Here is a 20,055-nt window from a genome sequence, read left to right on the forward strand (position 1 = left end):
TAGGAGAAACTATTCGGCTTTGAGGCGGAGCTGGGCGAGCACGGTCCTGGGATCGATCATCCGCGTCTCGACCTTGTCGTCGTCATGTACTTTCTGAACCCCTTCGAGCAGGATATGATCCTGGGCATCAAGACCGCTTTCCACGACGTACACATCCGGAAGCGAGCCGGCAACCTTGATGTTGCGCGAATGCACCACGCCCGATCCATCAACCACGAACACATAGGTTTTGTCCTGCAGCTCGTAGGTAGCCTTTTGCGGTATCAGCAGCGCGTTCCGGAGCGGCACGGTCATGCGCACCTTGCCGGTTTCGCCGTTGCGGAGCACGCCGCCCGGATTGGGGAAGCGGGCGCGGAAGGCGATGTTGCCGGTCTCGTTGTCAAACTCGCTTTCCACCGTTTCCACCTTGCCGCCATAGGGCAGCGGCTCGTTGTTGGCCAGCAGGAGACGCACGTCTTTGGCGCTGCTGCTGCCGTGGCTGCGGTAGTCGAGGTATTCGGGCTCGGATACGTTGAAGTAGGCAAACACCTGGCTGTTGTCCGAAAGGCTCGTCAGCAGTGCGCCTTCATCGACGAGGCTGCCAAGCTTCAGCGGCAGGCGGTTGATGGTACCGTCGAAGGGAGCGCGGATCTCGGTGAACGAGAGGTGCAGGTGCGCCAGCGACTTTTCGGCGTTGGCCTTGTCGAGGCGGGCCTGCGCCAGCGCGAGCTCGTTCTTCGACACGACGTTCTTGTCGGCAAGCGTGCGGGCGTTGAGGTACTCGATCTCCGCTTCGCGGGCTTCGGCGGTTGCCTTGAGGTACTCGGCCTCGTACAGCTTGGGCATGATGCGGAACAGGAGCTGCCCGGCACGCACCGTCTGGCCTTCATCCACGTAGATGTCCTGGAGGTACCCTTTTTCCTGGGCACGGATCTCGATATTCCGCACGGAACGCACCTGTGCTACATACTCCTTGAGCAGCGAGGTGTCGGCGCGGAGCGCGGTGGTAGCGGCATAGTTGCCGGCTTCTTCTTTCTTCTCTTTGGCAGGCGTACAGGCGGCGCACAGGAGAAAGCCGCAGCCCAGTAAGGTGGCGATTCTGTTCATGATAGTCGATAAGGTGGGGAAACGAATGCGGAATGGTCTGGTGGCAGGGTAAGGAAGCAGCGGCGCTAAATGCGCAGCGAGCAAAGCCCGATGTAGCGGGGCTTGCCCGAAAACGATGCCGGCAATGCAGCACGCGCGCCGACGCTGCAGCAATAGTCGTGTGCGGAAAGGGCAAGCAGGCACGGGTCGGCGGCTAATCCGGAGCGCGGCCCGGAGCTCCCTTCCTCGTCGTCGTCATCGGCCGGATTGCTGACGATATCGTTCGCAGAAGCGCCGTCGATATCATCGCTCACAAGCAGCGCCGGCAGCTTGCTTTTTGCCTGAGTTACGGTTGCAGCCTGCGACGAACCAAAGCCGGCACGGGCCGGCAGGGCGCCGCCAATCAGCAGCAGCAGGAAACAGCAAAAAACAGGGATGGCTTTCATCGGCGCTGCGAAAATAGCGCTTCGGGCAGCGGCCGAAACGCTGCACGAACCCCATTAACTTCGCATTAGGAACGGGGCGCGCCCTCCACCACCGAGCGGTATACGGCCATGTCCACCTCCTGCTCGCTGCGCGCGATGACCACCGTGGCAACGGTATTCCCGATGAAGTTGATCAGGGCGCGCCCCTCGCTCATGAAGCGGTCGACGCCGATGAGCAGCGCCACGCTTTCGACGGGCACCACCTTCAGCGCCGCCAGGGTTGAAGTGAGGACGATAAACCCGCTGCCGGCCACGCCTGCGGCTCCCTTGCTGGTCAGCAGGAGGATGCCGATAACGGTGCACTGCTGCCCGAAGGAAAGGTCGACATTGTATACCTGCGCCAGGAAGAGGACGCCCATGCTCAGGTAGATCGCCGTTCCATCGAGGTTGAAGCTGTAGCCGGTCGGAATAACGAGGCCAACGACCTCCTTGCGGCAACCCGCGGCCGTGAGTTTCTGCATCACCGACGGCAATACCGCCTCGCTGCTGCTGGCGCCGAGCACGATGAGAATTTCTTCCTTGATATAGGCGAGCAGCTTCAGCAGGCTGATTCGGTAGTAGCGGCAAACGAGGTAGAGCACGCCGAAAATAAAGAGCAGCCCCGTGGCATAAAATGTCAGCAGCAGCTTTCCCAGCAGCGCCAGCGAGGTAAAGCCGAATTTCCCGATGGTGTAGGCCATCCCGCCGAAAGCCCCGATCGGGCTCGCCTTCATCACCAGCTTCAGGATGTTGAACAGGACCCTGTTGATCTTCTCGAAGGTATCCTGCACGCCGCAGCCCGCCTCCCCCATGGCTTTAAGACCCAGCGCAAAAAGCACGCTGAAGAACAGCACCTGCAGTATGTCGCCCTTGGCAAAGGCTTCGACAACATTGGCCGGCACGATATGCGACAGGAATTCGCCCCAGTTGACCGCTGCACCCGTGACGGCTTTTCCGGCTGCATCGGCGCCGGGCTGCGGCACCCGCACGTTGTGCCCGGGACGGATGATATTGGCGGCGAGCACACCGATCAGCAGCGCGATGCTCGTGATGACCTCGAAGTAAATGAGCGCCTTCAGTCCCACGCGGCCAACGCGTTTCATGTCGCCGGCCCCCGCGATCCCCGATACGATGGTGAAGAAGATCACGGGAGCGATCACCATGCGGATCGCGTTGATGAACGTTTCGCTGATCAATTTGGCCGTAGGTGCAAAGGCCGGCAGCAGCCAGCCAACCAGCACGCCGGCGGCGATGCCGATGAGCACCTGTACATAAAGCAGTTTGAAGTAGCGCATGCTGGTACGGACAAATCTACCGAACCCGCCGCAGCCCGCGGCAAGAAAAAAGCCCTCAGCGTCGGCTGCGGGCTTTTTGTTTTTTCCGGTGTTTGGCGGAGGCTTTTTTCGATCCTCCAGCGGCCGCTACTTTGGGCGCGCCTTTTACATAGGGAAGCGGGTTCACCCACTCGTCGTTCCGCTTGACGCCAAAGTGCAGGTGGGACGGCGTTGTTCGGGCATTTCCGGTGTTGCCTACGGTGCCGATCACCTGGCCCTTGTGCACATGCTGCCCCTCGCGCACGAGCTGCTTGTCGAGGTGGGCGTAGTAGGCCGTCCAGGGCTGGCCAGCGGGTTTGAGCCAGAGCGTCTTGCCGCCGATGGGCCTCTGCGCCCGCTCTACGATGACCCCGTCGGCAAGCGCCACGACGGGCGTTCCCTTGCGCGCATGGATGTCGATGCCTTTATGCCTGCGGATGCCCCCGTCGCGGCTGGCGCCCCATTTGTCCTTGATCGCTGTATGGCTGCCGGCCACCGGGAAAACGACCGCGCGGCTCAACCTGTGAGAAGCCGTCTTTTTTATCGGCTTCGTGGTAAACGAGAACGTAAGGGTGGCCACAGAGACCAGGCCGAGCAGGAAGGTTGCGCGCTTCATCGGTTATAGGATTTGGCCCTTTAACCCCGGGCGGCGCTTTTTATTTTACGGCAGATGCTAAAAGATTCTTAATAGGTTCCGTTACTGCGGCGCAACGCGCGACCGTTGCGGCCTGGCAAACGTTGAAATAAGGTCCCAGGTGCTGCGGTCGCTGTCGAAAACCCCGTAGAGCCCCTGCTCTTCCATCGGGGGATCGCCAAGGTAATCGTCGCCGGGCTTCCAGAAGGTCTGTCCCGGCACAGGGCGGCCGCTGCCGCTGAAGGCCCAGAAGTTTACGCCGGCGATCACGCCGCCGCGCCGGCGGCTCCCGCTCCATTCGTTGAACACGAGGCGGTAATACCGGTCGCGAAACCCGCTGCCGGATGCGGGCGAAAAAGCGCCCCCGTCGCGCGGGAGCCCGAACTCCTCGATCACGAGCGGCTTGCCGATGGCTTCGGCGAGGGCGCGGTGCTCGCGGATGTAGTCGGTTGTTTTCTGCGCCGCCGCCGGGAAGTCGGTGGCCATGCTGTCCGCCCGCAGCCAGGCCCAGTTTTTCGGCCAGATATGGATCGTGAGATAGTCGACGTTCCTGTCGCGGTGAATGGATTCGTACAAGGCGATGCTCTGCGTACCGATGGAGCCCTCATGGCCCAGGCAAACCAGTTGCTTCGGCGCCCGCTCTTTGATGAAGGCGGCCGTGGCGCTGATCCAGGCGGCATAGGCCGCATGAGCCGAAGGCCGCATCGGGCGCGGCTCATTGGCCAGCTCCCAGGCCATGATCGTCGGGTCGTCGGTATAGCGCCGTCCGGTCACGCCGTTGCGTCTTGCCAGCAGCAGCGCCACCTGTTGCCGGTAAGCGGTTGTACAGGGCGCGCAGCTGTAGAATCGACTGATGTAATCCTGGAACTCGTCCCACCAAAGCTTGCGTCGCAGGATCGAATCGGGCAGCAGCCCGTTCCAGTTAAGGTATTGAAGAAAGCCGCCGCTCCACTCCCAGTTGTTGCTCAGGATGACTACGGCCTTCATCCGCCGCTTGCCCATCTCGGCGAGCAGCAGGTCAAGACCGCGAAGTACGCTGGTATCAAACAAACCCTGCTCCGGCTGCAGCGGCGGGCCCACACGCGGCACCCCGTTGATGAGACCGCTGCCTTCCGCCCCGGCCAGCACCCGCAGGTTGGTCACGCCGTGACGCTGCAGGAAGTCGAGCTCGCGGCGCAGGCGCCCGATCCCTTTCGCGCGGTCCTTACCCAGCGCCAGCAGCGAGCCGTACCAGTAGTTCGTTCCTACGTAGTAATACGGTTGCCCGTTTAGCCGAAACTGCCCGTTGCGGACCTGCACAAAAGATTGGCCCGCCGCGGCGGTTGGAAACAGGTAGAGGAAAGCAAGAAGTCCGACGAGGCCCGGGTAGCGCATGATTGCCTTTTGAGAAACTAAATATAGCGTCATAGTGCTCAACGGACGCTATTGCTCGATGCCAAGACGCAGCTTGAATGCATCTCCTGCCATTCGATACCAGTGGCTGCGCATCGATGGATCGGTCAGCCGGGAATACGTGATTGAATTTTTGACCTCATTCATCCGCACATAGATGTTCGACTCCCCTTCGACCGTCGGGCCCGTGACGCGAAACCCGATTAACAGCTGAGAATCGTTGATGTCGAACTGGTCCAGCAGAACCCGTAAGGCGCCGCTGTGTTCCTTTCTGACCGTGAACCGCACGTCGCCAATAAGTGATGCGCCCATCGCGCCAGCGCTGTCCACACGAAACAGCAGCAGCTGCAATTCCACGTCGCGGTACTCGATATGAAGCTTTTTTCGAAGCAGGTTGGGCAGGCCGGTATTGAAGTAGAATTCCACATAGCGGAGCCGTCCCGCCGGGTAGCCGCTGACGAGGCAAACATAGGCGTCGCCCTGCCTGAAGGATCGATAGCTCGGGAAGCCGGTGGTCTTGAAGTGTGTTATCCGCGTCGGATGGTTCGTTACACGGATCTCCGGCAACTCTTTGCTGCGCGGGAGCGTGTCGGCGGCATCCTGCCCGGAACCGGTCAAATGCGATAAGGCCAGGCAAAGGCATAGTGCGGGTTGCTTGACATCCATAAATACGTTGATTGCGTTGCTTGGAATGACAGTTGGTCATCCCAAGATAAAACGAATCAGCATTGCGGCAAAGGATGTCGCGGTAACGGCATGCGTCAGCTGGCCATACGGATGATCCGGAGCCTGTGGAGCACCCGGATAACGGGGTAGCAAAGGTCGAACTCACCCTTGCGTGCCGCGAAGTTGCTTCGCGAGGGGTGCACGTGGTGGTTATTGTGATACCCCTCGCCCATCATCAGGAGGTCGAGCTTGAAGAGGTTCTTGGAGGTGTTGTCGGTCTCGAAGTTCACGTGGCCATACTTGTGCGCAAACCAGTTGATGATGACGCCGTGCAGGGGGCCCATCACGATCTGAAAGGGCAGCAGCAGCCACAGCCACCAGTAGTCGGCATAAACCGCGTAGATCCATACGTAGAAGCCGATCCAGAGCAAACGCGCAAACGTGCTGTTGGCCCAGAGGTCGAAGCCGCGCCACTCGGGCACGTTGCGGGAATACTTCGCGTCAACAGGTATCGTCTTGTACAGGATGCCGGCGTAAGTTTTCTTCGTTCGCCACATCATGGCCAGCAGGTTCTTATCGTACGTGGGTGAGTGCGGGTCGAGCTCGGTGTCGGTATGCGCATGGTGGATGCGGTGCATGATTCCATAGGCCCAGGGACTCAGGTAGGACGAGCCCTGCGTGATATAGGCAAACACGAAGAAGAAGCGCTCCCATCCCTTACTCATCGTAAAAGACTTGTGCGCGGCGTAGCGGTGCTGGAAAAAGGTCTGGGAGAATAGGGACAGGTACCAATGGGCAACAAAAAAGCAAAGTATCAGGATCACGGACTCGAAATTTTTCACAAGCTCGGTAAAAGCAGGAAGTTTTGGTGTTATCGCCCTCGAATTGGCAACGATTTGACTATTAATTGGGTAAAATGGACGCGTGCCGCCGCTAAGGCCGGGCTTGTGGGCAATACTTGTCCGTATCGTTGCTGCTACTCGTCTTTGTTCTTGCCGAAGATCTTTTGCAGCCAGCGTCCCAGCTTCGACTTCTTTTTCGGGGCTTCCCCGGGTACCGGCTCAGGAGCTGCCGCGGGTGGCCGCGACGCCGCCAGCGAGTCCTCAACCCGCTTGCGCGCCAGTTCGGTCCGATCGGTATAACGAACCGTGCCGTACACCAGCCGGTGCTGCGCATTGTCGCGGTACACGGGTACCGCCGGGTGCTCGATCGGTACCGCCGGACCGAGGGTCCCGGGTGCGCCAACGGCCTCCGGGGCCTCCTGCCGCCACTGCTGCTCCACCGTGTCGAAGGCCAGGTACCGGTTATTGCTTTTGTCGAAATAGAGGTTTCGCTCCGGGTAGTACAGGATGTCGCTGCCCTGTGTGTAGTTCCGTTCGCCACCGCCGCAGGAAGCGAGGATCATAAGCGACAGAACGGCGGCAGCCCACCTGTATAAATACGGTACCTTATTCATTGCCGGGCCCTCCGCTGTCGGCAGGCGGGTTGCCTGCCTGTATCTCATCGGCCAGCTTTCGGGCCGGCTCATCACCCTGTGCGGCGGCTTCCAGCAACAGCTGTGTGCCTTTATAAACGTTTCGCTCGTAGCTGCAGTGGTCGTAGCCATTCGTCCGCAGCGCCTCGGGATTGTCGGCAAACACGTAGAGGAAGCCGAGCGTTCGCTTCGCCGGTACGTAGCCCTTGTCGCTGGCCCGCATCACAAGCTCCAGCGCCTGCCCGCAATCGAGTGCGCTGTGGCGGCCCTGGAGTGCGAGGTTTCCGTACTCGAACTGCGCCTCGGGTACTTCCTTGCCCGACAAAAACTGGTACAGGAATAGTGCTTCCTGCAGCTGACCGTTATCCAGCTTGCTCCGGGCATCGCGCAGCTGCCGGTCGATCTCGGCCTGCGTCAGCACGGGCTCTGCCTGCTGCTTCACCTGCGCGTTCCACTCAGCGAGCGTCATCAGGTCGCGCTTGCGGAGCCAGCCCCGCGAGCGCTGCCCGCGGCTGTTGGTAAAATCGGTGTATACGAAATCGCCCTCTTCGCGCGTCGTGTTCACCACATCCGACGACGGCACCATGTAGGCACTGCGGCGCATGCCGGCATCGGGCGAATCGTAGAAGTAGGCGCGCGCCGCCTTCACCATGTATTGCCCGGCAACTTCCTTCGAGGCTGGCTCCGTCGTAGCCACCGGGTCTTTCGGCGTTACGACGCCCGGCTTCCTGATTACGATCCAGGCTGCAATACCGAGCACCGCAAGGATCACGAAGAGCGACAGCAGGTTGGGACCACGACGCCTGGGGCGACTGTACTCCGCCGGATATACCGGTGGCGCATCAGCCGGAACCGGGGCAACCGGCGCCGTGGCGCGCTCCTGCAGCTGCTGCAGGCGCTGGCGCAATTGCTCGTTTTCCTGGCGAAGCCGCGCAACTTCTCCCTCGAGGGCCGCATTCGCGGGCGCCGCGCCTACAAAGCTCTCCGCCACCTCGGGCTTCTGCGTGCTCCGCAGCACGATATGGTCGTGAAGCATGACGCCGTCGGCGAAGCGCCGCCCGGGCGATTTCTGCAGGCAGATATATACCGTATCGAGCAGCCACTGCGGCACCTGGAGCTCGCGTGCCTTTTTTTCCTCGCTCCACGTGTCGGGCATATGCTTCCGGCGCAGCTCGAGGATATCGGGCGGCGGCGTTTCCATATGTGCCAGCATCACCTGTGTACGCGCCGTCTCGCCCCGCTCCTGCAGCGGGAACGGCACAATGCCCGCAAGGAGCTCGAACAGGATGACGCCGAAGCTGTATACGTCGGTGGGAAAACCGATATGCCCCTCGTTCTGCTCCGGCGCCATGAACTCGATGGCGCCCGCATGCCGCAAACTGGTGCGCCGCTGCTCATCCGACATGATGGCCATGCCGAAGTCGAGCAGCACGTAGTTGCCGCTATGAACGTTGTATTTTACGTTGTTGCTTTTTACATCGCCGTGCTTCACGCCCACGCGGTGGCAATGCGCCAGCGCATTGGAAAGCTGGTCGGCCACACGCACCGCTTCCTTGATTGTAAAGAGCGGCTCGTGGGGTGGCTTCAGCAGCTCTTCGAGGTCGGGACCTTCCACGAACTCCATTTCAATAAACGGGAACGACCCGCTCTCCGTAAGCCCCGAGCTCAGGATCCGCACGACGTGCGGATTGGGCACTTCGTTCACCTTCCGCAGCTTCGCCACCTCGTTCTGGAAAGCCATATAGTGCTTGTCGTCGGTCGACTCCGAGTGGATGGGCGTTGGCAGCAGCTTCACGGCCGTGATGATGGCGCCCGTTCGCCGGCCCTTGTACACCGATCCCTGCCCGCCGGTTTTGAGCGCGCCCATATTCTCAAGTCCTGATGTGATCGTAAAGACCTTACCCATGTGCTTCGCTTTGCGTGGTTGAAAATTCGAGCAGCGCGGTATGCCCCAGCATGATCTGGTCGCCGTCGCGGAGGAGGTGCGGCACCTCGGCGCTTTGCAGCTTAACGGCGCCCTCCGCGCCGCGCGCCCTGACCTTCGTTTTATTATGGGGCGGAAGTCCACCCGCATCTGCAAACAACAGGAATTGGCCGATGCTGGAATCGTAGCGTATATGGGCATGCTGGCGCGACACGAAGCGGTTTGCCTCATCGTCGCTGTCGCCCAGGAAAGCAACCGTATTAATACGGATAAATCCATCTGCGAGCTGTACCTTTTTTTCACGGCCGATTGTCGTGCGCGACCCGTCGGGCTCTAGCCGGTACTCTTCCTGCTCCGCCTTCCCGGCCAGAACACGCAGGCCTGCACCGCGCACGGCGGGAGCTGCTTTGGCGCCGGCCGCGATCCAGATCCCCGCTGGGTGGCCCTCGACGGGAGCCGCTTCGCCGGGAACGGCGCCGGTAAATTCGGTTTGCAGCTCCCAGCTGGCAGGGAGATCCAGCGCATAATCGGCGGCAACGCGCTCTACCTCGGCACGGAGGCGGCCGGGCTCGCCGGCATATACCGCTGCCTCGTATTCGGCGCGGGCTGATGGCGCTGGCGCGAGGTACAGCGTAATACTGCGGAGGCCCGCGGCCTCACCGCCCTGGAACGACGACAGCCGGTTGCGCAGCGCATAGAGCAGGTCCTCGCGGATGGATTTCGCGTCGCTGCGCTCGGTCTTGAATCGGTCAAAAAATCCCATGGTTCATTGTTCGTTTGGTAAGAGTGGCCGGATGCGGATGACAGAATCGGTGGCGCCTTCGAGAGGAAAACCCTTTAGGTAGCCGCGGCGCAGCAGCTCCGGCAGCACAAGTTTCCCGGCAAGCCGCACCGCGTCGCTGGAGCCCTTCGTTGCCTCGATGCGGATGCAACAGACTACATGGCCGTCGCCGCGCGCAGAAGGTGCAAAAAACACGTACCAGCCGTCGTTGACGCGCACTCCCCGCAAAATTCGCTCCGGAGTTCCCGTCTTTCCCGCCACCTGTATGCCGAGCACGCCGCGCTTTCCGGCGCTTTGCGCTTTCATGAAGCCCGTTAGCATACGGGCCAGCTGCGGGCTGTTGGCGAGCGTGGTACCCGGTGCAAGCACGGTACTGGAGTCGCCGACCTTGAGCACAAAGCGGTGCGCCGCGAGCAGGCCGTCGTTGGCGATGCCCGCTGCAAGCCGCGCCACCGACGCCGGTGTGGCTGCCAGCTCACCTTGCCCCCACGCGGCGCCCGAGATGCCCAGGGCCCGCGTCCGCCGCGGGTTGTCGCGGTCATAGCGCCGCAGGCTCGTGTACTCCGTGCGGCGCCAGAGTGCGCGCCAGCGCTCCTCGCGGTCGGTATTGCCTTCAGGACGCTCGTAAAAATACCCGCCGACACCGCGCCAGAACATACCTGTTTTGATATAAAGGTTGGCCATCTCGTCTTCGAGGCGCATCTCGTTGGCAAGCCGGATAAAATAGCTGTTGTTGGAATGCACAATGGCGCGCTCCATATCGATCATCCCCGCTTCATCCGGCTCGGCGCCACGCGTGCGCACGAGATCCTGCGTGCGGATCAGCAGCTGCTTCTGCGCGAGCGAAGCACCATACTTGTTCAGCCCCGCGAGCGCCGTCAGCAGCTTCGCCGTGGAGCCGGGCTGCGTGGCCTGTGTAAAGCCGCCGTCGCGAAGGCTCAGCCAGCCATTGTACCGCGATGCTTCGCGGGAGCTCATGGTGAGCAGGTCCCAATCGTCGGTCGGCGGGAGCGGCCAGTTGGCCGAGGCGAGCACGTCGCCGCTGCGGTCCGACAGAACAACGATCGACACCCGGTTGTCACGCAGCGAGTCGTTGGCCGACAGTCCGCGTTGCAGGGCGGTTTGCAGGGCCGCATCCATGCTCAGTTGCACATCTCGGTTTTGCTTCTTGAATTCCGTCACGGCGGGGCTGTTGATTCCGGCCAGGAGAAGCGGTGCCAGGGCGCTGTAGTCGCGGCCCACTACGGTCATCGAGCGTTCGCTGGGCGGCAGGAAGCGGCTTTCGCGGTAGTGTTGAGCGTGCACCTCGTAGGCTTTTTCGGGCGTGCCAAAGCCACGCAGCTCCGCAGCCATCGCATATTCGCCAAACCAGCCGTTGGTGGCGCCGCTGAATACGCCGGTATTGGCGTCGCCGGTCCAGAAGAACATCTGGTCACCATAAGGATAGTAGCGGTCGAGGCGACGGTGCGAAAGCTTCTCCAGCTCCACTGCCGAAAGCCCGCCGGCCAGCAGGGTATCGCGTTGCTGCGAAAGACGCTCTTTCCGGCTCGTAGCCAGCAGGCGCCCCGCGCGGTCATAGAGCGCCCCCGCTTCGAGGCGGTTCATGAGGATGGCGATCCGGGGGTTGTAGCTGAACATACGCGCTCCCGACCGGTCGGCTACGAGCGCCGGCTGCACCACCCAGCGCGCCGGGCTGAAGAGGTAACGGCCAAGGTTAACCGAAAGCGATACGATACCAACCGTGGCCACGGCCATGGCCGGTACAAGGTTGTGGTCCTGGCGGCGGCGTACGTAATCGAGCTGCGCTTCCGACCCGCGTACAAAAGAAGCCGAGAGCAGGAAGCCGGCCGCAGCGAGGTTGATGATGAGCGAGGAGCCGCCGTAGCTCGTAAATGGAAGCGTGATCCCCGAAAGCGGGAGCGCCCCCGTTGACCCACCGGCGATGAGCAGGAACTGCACAAAGGTGCTGATGCCGATTCCGGCGCACAGGTAAAAGAGAAACGGCCGGCCCGTTTGCCGCCCGATGAGCAGCGCGCGGTGCAGGTACAGCAGGAAAAGCAGGAAGAGGCACACAATGCCCGCCCAGCCAAGCTCCTCCCCGATCGCGGGCAGTATCATATCGGTATGCGCTTCCGGGATCGTCTTGGCAAAGCCTTCGCCAATGCCCTGCCCGCTGGCACCGCCCGATGCCATGCCCCAGATGCCGTTGGCCACCTGGTCGCCGCCGTACACTTCATTGTCCCAGGGATTTTGCCAGATCGCCTTGCGGTCGGAAAGACGCTGCACCGGCCCCGGCACGAGCTGGTCGAGGCCCGGCACCTGGTCGAGCAGGAGAAAGCCGGCTAGCACCACAAGGGCCATCACCGATGATTCGGAAAGGCGGCGGTAGCCGAAGCGCAGGTAAAGCGCCAGTAGAACTACGGTCGCGCCCGTTGCGATCCACACGCTGCCGATGACCTTGTTGGCCAGCACATAAACGCCCACCGTGGCCGCCATGATCCAGAAATCGCCGCGCGAAAAGGAAAAAAGGATGATAAACGTAAAGCAGATGACCAGCGCCGGGCCCAGGTCGCCGAGCAGCAGGAAAAGCCCTATGGTTGCCAAAACGGCGCCGAGCGCGGGATAGAAGAACGACCAGCGGCGCCGCGCCGTGGCGTATTCGGAGATGAGCCGCTCGTTGGCCGCAAAAAAACCGGCAAGAAACAGCACCAGCAAAAAGCGGATCCCTTCGCTGGGCTGGAAGCCAAACAGGTTCACCTTGACACCGCTTCCCTTGGGACCGCTGCCCAGCACGATGGTGGCCAGCAGCAGCAGCAAGGCCACGATGCCCCACTGCATCCCGCGCTCGCCCTTGCGCCCGTTTACGGTAAACAACCGGTACAAACGCGAGTCCGGCGTAAAGCGCCGCAGGTCGAAGCATTGCAGTAGAAATACAAGCAGCATCCCGGATTCAAAATACCAGAAACTGCTCCGCGCCAGGAAGCGGTCGCGTAGCGGGTCCTGCAGGCTGAGCAGCGTAAGAAAGGAAAGGCCCGTGAGCAGCATCAGGATCGGCAGCACAAAAGGATCGGTGCCGCGAAGCCGGCGACTCAGGAATGCATGGAGCAACCAGAAGGAAAGCACCCATCCCAGGATGATAAGGATGTACCAGGTCCGCGCTTCCGAAGGCGTGCGCACGATTAGCGCTCCTTCGCGCTTGAGATTATTGAAGTCGCGCCCCGAGAATAACCGGATTGTATGCGGCACACGCGTAAAGTTGCGGGTGACCGGGCCGAACAACTGCGACACGCCCTTCGGGCTGCCAAAAGCAAAACCAGGTTGCAACGGCAGCACTTCCCAGGCAGCGCCTTCCGGAAGCCCGCTGAAGCGGTAGTGACCGGAAGCGTCCGTACGCACATAGGCGGCGGCCAGCTGCTCGGGTGCGCCGGGCGCACGGCGGTAGCGGTAAGTTGCGGTGCTGCGCTCGCTGTACGACTCCTCGTCGCCGCTGCTGCTGTCGGAAGGCAGCACGGGCTCGAGGCGCAGCAACACCGAGGCCGCAGCCGCGCCGCCGGCATCGCGTACCGTTCCCTCGAGCACGCCCTTTCCGGCACCAAGGTCCAGCGATGCGGGTAATGCCGGTGGCGCCCGTTTCTCGGCTGCATAGCGCAGCGAGTCGGCGCCATCGAAGCCTAATAAGCGGTACGAGAGCCGCGCCCTTTTTTGCAGCGAGGCACCACCGCGCGCGAGCGCTTCCTCCGCCGGAAGCAGGAACGGCCGCTTGTTCAGGGCACCGATATTATCCAGCGGCCCGGTGGATTGCTGCCCCGATGCCACCGCTTCCTGTACCAGCTTTATGTCGCGGGGATCTTCCAGGTAATATTGTGTGGCGAGAAGCCGCGCCAGCGCGCCTGCGCCGGGATCGGCGGCAAGGTTCACGATGCTGCCTTCCTGCAGCCGCTGCGCCACATCGGCTGTGTCTTTTTCAAAGCCCTGGTACAAAATAGTAAAAAGGCCGCCCAGCACAATCGTGATACAGGCCAGCAGGAGGCGCTCCGTTTTCCGGTTATTCATGGCGCGTTCCTCCTTTTTTGACGGCGCTGTACAGAACGCCCGATAGCACGGTATCGCGGAAATAAAGTGACGGCCCCACACCAATCGAAACGCGCAGCAGGCGCACGCTGTCGAAGCGGAGCGCGCCGATGTTGCTGCTGCTGATGCGGATATCGGCATCATGCAGCTCGAGGCGTGTCAGGGCCAGCAGGCGCACCGTCGGGGCAACCTGCAGTACACTATGCTTTCCGCCGGGACGAAGGACGGTCGAGCGGCTGCCGAGCAGCAGCAGGCTGTCGTGCCCGATAAACAGCGAGTCGGGAAGCGCCAGCACCGAATCCGCGGGCAGGCGCAGCGTATCGCGGGTACGCAGCAGCAGGTCGGCAAAGGATGCTTGCAGCGGGTCGTTGACCGGGCCCGCCGGCTCCGATGCCGGGCGCCGCAGTAACCCCCAGGCCAGGAGCGCGAGCAGCAGGATTCCTCCGATGATCCAAAGCCAGGGCGATCGCTTCGCCACAGTTGCTGTCGTCGCAGCCGGCCGGGGCGGCGCCTCCTCCCGTATTTCTACGGATTGCGATGCTAGCGTCCTGGGCGAACCTACAGGCTTCCCGGGTCCACGCCGGCCCGGGTGCAGGGCCAGGACGACGGTAATATTGTCTTTGCCCCCTGCCTTGTTGGCAGCAGCAACCAGCGCCGCGGCCTTCGCGCGCAAATCGTCCGGGCGCAGGAGGATCTCCGTCATAGCGGCGCGGGACAGCAGGTCGCTGAGCCCGTCGCTGCACAGCAGGAGCCCGTCGCCGGGCAGGAACGGTGAGGTTCCGGTTTCAATATAGCTGCCCGGGTCGAAGGGGCCGGGAAAGCCAAGCGCGCGGTCGATCTCGTTGCGCTTCGGGTGTTCCATGGCTTCCGCTTCGCTGAGCCGGCCGCTGTCTTCGAGCAGCCCGACAAACGAATGATCGTGGCTGATCTTTACGAGCGACCCGTCGCGGAAGAGATAGAGCCGGGTGTCGCCGACGTGCGCATACTGGAACTGTCCATGGGCTTCGTCGGTGAGTACCGCCGTGAGCACGCAGGCCATCTGCGCGAGCCGCGGCTCTTTTTCCTTGGCGGCCAGGATCGTTTCCTGCACCCGCACGAAGGCCGCGCGCAGGTCGTCGATGCCGGCAAGTTGATTGGCGCCGGCGGCAGCCGCAAGTACGTCGCGGGCAAGGGCCGCGGCCACTTCGCCGCCTTCATAGCCGCCCACGCCATCGATGACGCACAGCAGGCGCCGGCCGTCGCGGAGTGGAAGAGCCAGGAAGGCATCCTCGTTGTTGCTACGGAGGAGACCGGTATCGGTGAGTCCGTACTGCAGTTCAGTCATGCCTGCGGTTTGAGCGCCGCACTTCGGCGAAGTGCAGCGCGGTGATGAGGCCGCAGACCAACAGTAGTAATACGGAGAGCAGGGACGAAAGCATGTCAGGATTTATAAAAATTCAGGCCCACGATCCCGTTGAGCACAATTCGCGAGTTGAGCGGGAGCTCCGTCCAGGCCGGTTGCTGCGGGGCACTCCGGGCGATCTCCTTTTCATTCAGAAGCGTTTTTTCGCCAAAGGCACTGAGGTAAAAGCGGTCTTCGGCCCGCGTGTAGCGGATCCGGAGGTGCGGGGTATCCACCCATTCGGAGGGGATCCGGAAAACCTCGCCGCCTTCGCGGTTGTCGGCCGGCCCCGATACGACCAGGTCCTCGCCGCGGAGCAGGAACTCAATCTTCTTTCCGGCAAACTCCTTGTCGGGCACCACGGCTTCGAGGCGCGCCAATGCGGCACCACTATGGGAAACCGCGGAGCTACCGGCGACGTCTAACCGGAAAGGGAGCTCGTAGTATCCTTCGCTGTAATAGGTGAAAGCCGAGAGTGCGTCGACGCTGAGGTTACTCGTTTCGGCCTGCCCCGTTTGCCGCGGGATATAGGTAATGCGAAGGTTCCCCTCGGGCTCGCGCCCGGTGCCTTCGGGGAGCAGCTTACCGATGAAGCCAAGGTCGCCGGGCGCATAGCCGGGATGCGATACAAACCGGAAGACCCACTTGCTTGCTGCCGGCACCACAGTGCGACCAGCTGCGGCGGCCTCCTGCAGTCGTCGTGTAAATTCCGCCACGGATTCCTGCGCGATCATCCCCAGGAGACCCTTGCGGCTGTCCTGGAACATCTTATAGTCATCGGGGTGAAATACCACGATGTATTCATGGTAAAAAACAACGCGGTTGGCAAACGAAAGCTCGCGAATGGAGCTTTCGAATTGCCGGACCAGGTAGTTGAAGATCGTATCGGGCGTCAGCGCGCCCCGCTCTGTGGCGGGCGCCGCTTCGGGCTTATTGACAAACCAATCGTGCAGGCCGAGGCGCTGCCAAAAGTTGGGCTTTTCCGTCATGGTCGAGGGTTAGGGGCTAAAAGTAGGCATTTACAATTCTTTAGCGTTGTCTTCCGCGACAAACGAAATTTTCGGCACCGTTATTGTAACAGTATAAATCTCACATAAGCAGTCAATTTTCTCATAAGCAGTTAGTTTTGGTTGCGACCCCGGTTTCTACCGGGGTTTCTTTTTGCCCTTTCGTCAAAGCCCATCCATGGCACACAAAAAAAGGGGAAGCTTATGCTTCCCCCATCAGTGTCCTCATCTGTCAGCAACGCCTTTCGGATACTCGGCCATTCATAGGGAAATTCGTTTGCCGCCCGCAGGCGGAGTACCTGAGAACCCTTTACTTAATAGGTAGGATACGAGCGTCGCGCGGATCGACGCTGCCGCCGTTCCTGACTTTTTGCTTAGAATAGTCAAAGGTACGTCCAAAAAAAATGTGCTCATCCATGGCAGCTAAGCCCATTCATAAAGATTCGTGAAAACTCCTTCTCGCGCTTGAGCAGGCTGCCGAATTGTTTCTTGTCGGGGAAGGAATTGGGCTGCCGCGCCAGCACCGCGTGGCGAAAGCCATCAAGGAAATCGAAATACAGCTCGGCGGTCTTGCGCGCATCTGGCATCTTGAAAACTCCCGACGCCCGGCCCTTTTCCATAATGCTGGTAATGCGGTCGAGCTGCCTTTGGCGCAGCACGGCGAAGATCGGCCGCAGCGGCTCGGGGAGCGTAGCGGGGCTGAAGGCCTTCAGGTATTCGAGCAGCTGGTAGTACCGGAGGATAAAATCGGTGCGGGTGTCGAGGTACCGCTCCAGGGCCCGCAGCGGGTCGGCGATGCCATCCAGCTCCCGCTCGTTGCGGGCGCTGTCCTGCGCGGCGATCTGCCCCAGCACGGCCGCATAGAGGCTGATCTTGTCGGGAAAGTAATAATAAAGCAACGCCTTGGAGATCGCGAGATCAGCGGCGATCTCGTTCATCGTGGTTTTGGCCACGCCAGCGTCGGCGAAGCGGCGGATCGCGGCTTCGATAATTTGCGTTTGTTTCTGGTCGGCGGCCATTGACTCCAAAGAAAATATATTTCCCCGATCCCGCAGCACTTCTTCCGGAAAGCCCCGCGATCGGGGAAAAAGGAGCCCGGGGCCGATCCCGTTCGCTTCGGCTCTGTAGTATCAGGCACGGCCCTAATTTCACCCCATGAAGATTGCGACCTACAACGTCAACGGCATTACGGCGCGCCTGCCGGTGCTGCTGCGCTGGCTCGAAGAAAAAGCCCCGGATGTAGCCTGCCTGCAGGAGCTGAAGGCGCCACAGGAGAAGTTCCCCGAAGAAGCGATCCGCGCCGCGGGCTACGAGGCGATCTGGCACGGTCAGAAAAGCTGGAACGGGGTGGCGATCCTCTCGCGCGCCGGCACACCCGTAGAAATACGGAAGGGCCTCGACGGCGACCCCGACGACGAGCAAAGCCGCTATATCGAGGCCGATGTGGCCGGGATCCGGATCTGCGGGCTGTACCTGCCCAACGGCAACCCCGCACCCGGGCCCAAGTTCGACTACAAGCTGCGCTGGATGGAGCGCCTGCACGATCATGCCAGGGGGCTGCTCAAAAGCAAAAAGCCCGTGCTGCTCACCGGCGACTTCAACGTGATCCCGACGCCACTCGACGCCTATAAGCCGGAGCGCTGGACAGGCGACGCGCTGTTCTTCCCCGAATCGCGCGAGGCCTTTGCGAAGCTGCTGAAGCAGGGCTGGACCGACGCGCTCCGCCACCTCTACCCCGACGAAACGATCTATACATATTGGGATTACTTCCGCAATGCCTTCGGCCGCAACGCCGGCATCCGCATCGACCACTTCCTGCTCAGCGACGAGCTCGTGCCACGCCTCAAAGGCGCCGGTGTTGACAAGGATGTGCGGGCCTGGGAAAAGACCTCCGACCACGCGCCGGTGTGGATCGAACTGAAGGACTAACAGAAGAGCCCCGCAAACCGCGGGGCTCTTTCTTATTTCCAACAAAAAATATCAGGCTGCTTCCTGGTAAGCCGTCGCCTCCATCATGGCCCCGGCAAGCACCTTGTAGGTGGCGATCCAGGCTTCCTCCAGCTCCTCCGTCAGGGCATCGCCGAGACTTTGCTCGAGTGCCCAGATGAGGGCGCTGCCCAGTACGTTGTAGTGCTCCGGGCGCGCACCATTGTGCAGGTGCCGCTGCGCCAGGCTTTTTACCTCGTCGATTAGCTCATCGGGTGTATCGAGCTTGCTGACGACGTAATGCAGCATCGACACGAGCTTCTTCGACTGCCCGGAAATGGGGGCTGTAAAGAGCGGCCGTAATTGCTCGTCGAGCTCGAAAAGGCGGTTGTAAAAAAGGTTGCCGACAACGAGCGGATCGATGGCGGCTACCGAAAGCCAGGATTCCTGGACGAGGCTGATTTGACGAGGGCTCATAGCATTGATTTACCGGTTCGCGTTTTCGTTCCTGCAATGCTACGTCGCCGGTACCTTACCCGGAAGGACAACCGAGAGCAATTGCGTCCCTTCTGTCATCAATTGAGAAAACGCGCGATGGCTTATTGCCGGGCGATCCGGTAGAGCAGCCCCGGGCTGCCGTCGGTGACCGCATAAAGCGCAGCATCGCGGCCTTCGGTGATGGCCCGCCAGCGGTGGCCCTCCGCGGCCAGCAGGCGCTCCTCGCCCACTACTCGGTCTCCCTGCAGTACCAGCCGCGCAATATGCTGTCCACTGAGCCCGCAAACAAAGAGGTTGTTCTTCCATTCGGCGATGCCTGCGCCACTGTAGAACGTGCAGCCGCTCGGCGAGATCACGGGATCCCAGTAATACACGGGCTGCTCGAGGCCGGCCTGCCGGGTGCGGCCCTCCCCTACGCGGTCGCCGCTGTATTCGATGCCATAGGTAATGATTGGCCAGCCATAATTACGGCCGGGAAGCAGCCTGTTCACCTCATCGCCGCCGCGGGGTCCCATCTCCGTTTGCCAGGGCTCGCCCGTCGCGGGGTGAAGGGCCAGTCCCTGTACGTTGCGGTGGCCGTAGGTAAAGATCTCGGGCCTTGCATCATTGCGGCCCAGGAATGGATTGCCGGGCGCCGGCTGGCCGGTTTTCGTGATTCGCAGCACCTTGCCAAGCGCGGAGTTGAGCCATTGCGCCTGTGGCCGCGTGGCCAGGTCCGAACGTTCGCCGGTGGATACCAGGAGGTTGCCGCTGCGGTCGAACAGCAGGCGCCCGCCATAATGGAGTGTGCCGTTGTACGCCGGTGTAGCGCGGTAAATGACCGTTGCGTTTTCGATGCGCCGCTCGTCGGCCGACAGCTGCCCTTTGCCTACGGCCGTCAGGTTGCCGTCGGGGCGCGCTTCGGAAAAGGTCCAATACAGCATGCGGTTCTGCGCGAAGTCCGGGTCGGCAACGACATCCAGTAAACCGCCCTGCCCGGCGTCATTGACCGCCGGCGCTCCGCCAATCGGTGCACTCAGGGCGCCGTTCGTGCCGGCGATGCGGAAGCTGCCGCCCTTCTCGGTGATCAGCAGCCGCCCGTCGGGCAGTGAGGTAATACCCCAGGGTCGGTCGAGCGAGCGACTAAGCACAACGGCCTTCCAGGGCGTGGCTGTACGCACGCCGCGGATACGGGTCTGGCCGGGGAAGGCCGGCGAATAACGGGAATTAGGTGGCTTTGTTTCCACCGGCGACGAATCCGTTGCCGGCGCCGAAGCCGGCTGTGTCGCCTGGTTGCTGCAGGCAAAGGCCGTGAGCCCGCACAGGATCCAAAGTCCGCTGCGGAAAAGTATCGGTTTCATACGTAAGGGCATTGTAGCTCCTAAGTTACGCCGGGGTCCTGCGGCGCACAGCTTTCCTGCGGGAATACCCGCCTTAACCCCGAGAATCCACCTAATGATTTTTCGGAAACAATCTAAGT

The 20,055-nt window shown here is 61.6% G+C and carries 17 protein-coding genes; 1 reads left to right on the plus strand and 16 read right to left on the minus strand.

Features of this window, described 5'->3' with window-relative positions; genetic code table 11:
• Window positions 1-9: 9 nt before the first annotated feature.
• The 14 genes from ACYU7Z_RS05385 to ACYU7Z_RS05450 form a co-directional block, all read right to left on the minus strand.
• Window positions 10-1,086 carry an efflux RND transporter periplasmic adaptor subunit gene (locus ACYU7Z_RS05385; protein ID WP_460568150.1) on the minus strand — a complete coding sequence of 359 codons (1,077 nt, stop codon included), beginning with the start codon at window positions 1,084-1,086 and terminating at the stop codon, window positions 10-12.
• A 65-nt stretch (window positions 1,087-1,151) separates the two neighbouring features.
• A complete protein-coding gene (locus tag ACYU7Z_RS05390) occupies window positions 1,152-1,511 on the minus strand; it encodes a hypothetical protein (RefSeq protein ID WP_460568152.1) in 360 nt (119 codons plus the stop codon).
• Between the two features lie 65 nt (window positions 1,512-1,576).
• Window positions 1,577-2,824 (minus strand): cation:dicarboxylase symporter family transporter, encoded by a 1,248-nt coding sequence (dctA, locus tag ACYU7Z_RS05395; RefSeq protein ID WP_460568154.1) that lies wholly within the window; start codon window positions 2,822-2,824, stop codon window positions 1,577-1,579.
• A 55-nt stretch (window positions 2,825-2,879) separates the two neighbouring features.
• Complete coding sequence (locus ACYU7Z_RS05400) at window positions 2,880-3,458, minus strand: M23 family metallopeptidase (RefSeq protein WP_460568157.1); 579 nt, start codon at window positions 3,456-3,458, stop codon at window positions 2,880-2,882.
• An 81-nt stretch (window positions 3,459-3,539) separates the two neighbouring features.
• Window positions 3,540-4,850 carry a glycoside hydrolase 5 family protein gene (locus tag ACYU7Z_RS05405; RefSeq protein WP_460568159.1) on the minus strand — a complete coding sequence of 437 codons (1,311 nt, stop codon included), beginning with the start codon at window positions 4,848-4,850 and terminating at the stop codon, window positions 3,540-3,542.
• 48 nt (window positions 4,851-4,898) lie between these two features.
• Window positions 4,899-5,534 carry a hypothetical protein gene (locus ACYU7Z_RS05410; RefSeq protein WP_460568161.1) on the minus strand — a complete coding sequence of 212 codons (636 nt, stop codon included), beginning with the start codon at window positions 5,532-5,534 and terminating at the stop codon, window positions 4,899-4,901.
• A gap of 95 nt (window positions 5,535-5,629) precedes the next feature.
• Complete coding sequence (locus ACYU7Z_RS05415) at window positions 5,630-6,358, minus strand: acyl-CoA desaturase (protein ID WP_460568163.1); 729 nt, start codon at window positions 6,356-6,358, stop codon at window positions 5,630-5,632.
• A gap of 152 nt (window positions 6,359-6,510) precedes the next feature.
• The gene (locus ACYU7Z_RS05420; protein ID WP_460568165.1) at window positions 6,511-6,939 is read right to left on the minus strand and encodes a hypothetical protein; all 429 of its coding nucleotides are present in this window, start codon (window positions 6,937-6,939) and stop codon (window positions 6,511-6,513) included.
• 43 nt (window positions 6,940-6,982) lie between these two features.
• Window positions 6,983-8,914: a protein kinase domain-containing protein gene (locus tag ACYU7Z_RS05425; protein ID WP_460568167.1), complete on the minus strand. Its 1,932-nt coding sequence runs from the start codon at window positions 8,912-8,914 to the stop codon at window positions 6,983-6,985.
• Window positions 8,907-9,695 (minus strand): FHA domain-containing protein, encoded by a 789-nt coding sequence (locus ACYU7Z_RS05430; protein WP_460568169.1) that lies wholly within the window; start codon window positions 9,693-9,695, stop codon window positions 8,907-8,909. The genes ACYU7Z_RS05425 and ACYU7Z_RS05430 overlap by 8 nt, the downstream gene beginning before the upstream one ends.
• A gap of 3 nt (window positions 9,696-9,698) precedes the next feature.
• On the minus strand, window positions 9,699-13,766 hold the full coding sequence (locus ACYU7Z_RS05435) for an FtsW/RodA/SpoVE family cell cycle protein (RefSeq protein WP_460568171.1): 4,068 nt from the start codon (window positions 13,764-13,766) through the stop codon (window positions 9,699-9,701).
• Window positions 13,759-15,108, minus strand: coding sequence for a PP2C family protein-serine/threonine phosphatase (locus ACYU7Z_RS05440; RefSeq protein WP_460568173.1), 1,350 nt, complete (start codon window positions 15,106-15,108; stop codon window positions 13,759-13,761). Before ACYU7Z_RS05440 ends, ACYU7Z_RS05435 begins: the two co-directional genes overlap by 8 nt.
• 95 nt (window positions 15,109-15,203) lie before the next feature.
• Window positions 15,204-16,154, minus strand: coding sequence for a hypothetical protein (locus ACYU7Z_RS05445; RefSeq protein WP_460568175.1), 951 nt, complete (start codon window positions 16,152-16,154; stop codon window positions 15,204-15,206).
• A 428-nt stretch (window positions 16,155-16,582) separates the two neighbouring features.
• Window positions 16,583-17,191 carry a TetR/AcrR family transcriptional regulator gene (locus tag ACYU7Z_RS05450; RefSeq protein ID WP_460569142.1) on the minus strand — a complete coding sequence of 203 codons (609 nt, stop codon included), beginning with the start codon at window positions 17,189-17,191 and terminating at the stop codon, window positions 16,583-16,585.
• A 136-nt stretch (window positions 17,192-17,327) separates the two neighbouring features.
• On the opposite strand from ACYU7Z_RS05450, the gene xth reads away from it, so the two are divergent.
• Complete coding sequence (gene xth / locus ACYU7Z_RS05455; RefSeq protein WP_460568177.1) at window positions 17,328-18,101, plus strand: exodeoxyribonuclease III; 774 nt, start codon at window positions 17,328-17,330, stop codon at window positions 18,099-18,101.
• A gap of 51 nt (window positions 18,102-18,152) precedes the next feature.
• Here the strand turns inward: xth and ACYU7Z_RS05460 are convergent, their stop codons facing one another.
• Both ACYU7Z_RS05460 and ACYU7Z_RS05465 read right to left on the minus strand, forming a co-directional pair.
• Window positions 18,153-18,575, minus strand: coding sequence for a globin family protein (locus tag ACYU7Z_RS05460; RefSeq protein ID WP_460568179.1), 423 nt, complete (start codon window positions 18,573-18,575; stop codon window positions 18,153-18,155).
• A gap of 122 nt (window positions 18,576-18,697) precedes the next feature.
• On the minus strand, window positions 18,698-19,936 hold the full coding sequence (locus ACYU7Z_RS05465; protein WP_460568181.1) for a PQQ-dependent sugar dehydrogenase: 1,239 nt from the start codon (window positions 19,934-19,936) through the stop codon (window positions 18,698-18,700).
• Window positions 19,937-20,055 lie beyond the last annotated feature (119 nt).

It is taken from the genome of Flaviaestuariibacter terrae (assembly GCF_054777635.1).

Coding starts and splice junctions, on each gene's coding strand:
- ACYU7Z_RS05410 (WP_460568161.1), bottom strand. CDS start 5,534: ATGGATGTCAAGCAACCCGCACTATGCCTTTGCCTGGCCTTATCGCAT.
- ACYU7Z_RS05435 (WP_460568171.1), bottom strand. CDS start 13,766: ATGAATAACCGGAAAACGGAGCGCCTCCTGCTGGCCTGTATCACGATT.
- ACYU7Z_RS05425 (WP_460568167.1), bottom strand. CDS start 8,914: ATGGGTAAGGTCTTTACGATCACATCAGGACTTGAGAATATGGGCGCG.
- ACYU7Z_RS05405 (WP_460568159.1), bottom strand. CDS start 4,850: ATGCGCTACCCGGGCCTCGTCGGACTTCTTGCTTTCCTCTACCTGTTT.
- ACYU7Z_RS05390 (WP_460568152.1), bottom strand. CDS start 1,511: ATGAAAGCCATCCCTGTTTTTTGCTGTTTCCTGCTGCTGCTGATTGGC.
- ACYU7Z_RS05400 (WP_460568157.1), bottom strand. CDS start 3,458: ATGAAGCGCGCAACCTTCCTGCTCGGCCTGGTCTCTGTGGCCACCCTT.
- ACYU7Z_RS05450 (WP_460569142.1), bottom strand. CDS start 17,191: ATGGCCGCCGACCAGAAACAAACGCAAATTATCGAAGCCGCGATCCGC.
- ACYU7Z_RS05430 (WP_460568169.1), bottom strand. CDS start 9,695: ATGGGATTTTTTGACCGATTCAAGACCGAGCGCAGCGACGCGAAATCC.
- ACYU7Z_RS05385 (WP_460568150.1), bottom strand. CDS start 1,086: ATGAACAGAATCGCCACCTTACTGGGCTGCGGCTTTCTCCTGTGCGCC.
- ACYU7Z_RS05420 (WP_460568165.1), bottom strand. CDS start 6,939: ATGATCCTCGCTTCCTGCGGCGGTGGCGAACGGAACTACACACAGGGC.
- ACYU7Z_RS05460 (WP_460568179.1), bottom strand. CDS start 18,575: ATGAGCCCTCGTCAAATCAGCCTCGTCCAGGAATCCTGGCTTTCGGTA.
- xth (WP_460568177.1), top strand. CDS start 17,328: ATGAAGATTGCGACCTACAACGTCAACGGCATTACGGCGCGCCTGCCG.
- ACYU7Z_RS05440 (WP_460568173.1), bottom strand. CDS start 15,108: ATGACTGAACTGCAGTACGGACTCACCGATACCGGTCTCCTCCGTAGC.
- ACYU7Z_RS05445 (WP_460568175.1), bottom strand. CDS start 16,154: ATGACGGAAAAGCCCAACTTTTGGCAGCGCCTCGGCCTGCACGATTGG.
- ACYU7Z_RS05465 (WP_460568181.1), bottom strand. CDS start 19,936: ATGAAACCGATACTTTTCCGCAGCGGACTTTGGATCCTGTGCGGGCTC.
- dctA (WP_460568154.1), bottom strand. CDS start 2,824: ATGCGCTACTTCAAACTGCTTTATGTACAGGTGCTCATCGGCATCGCC.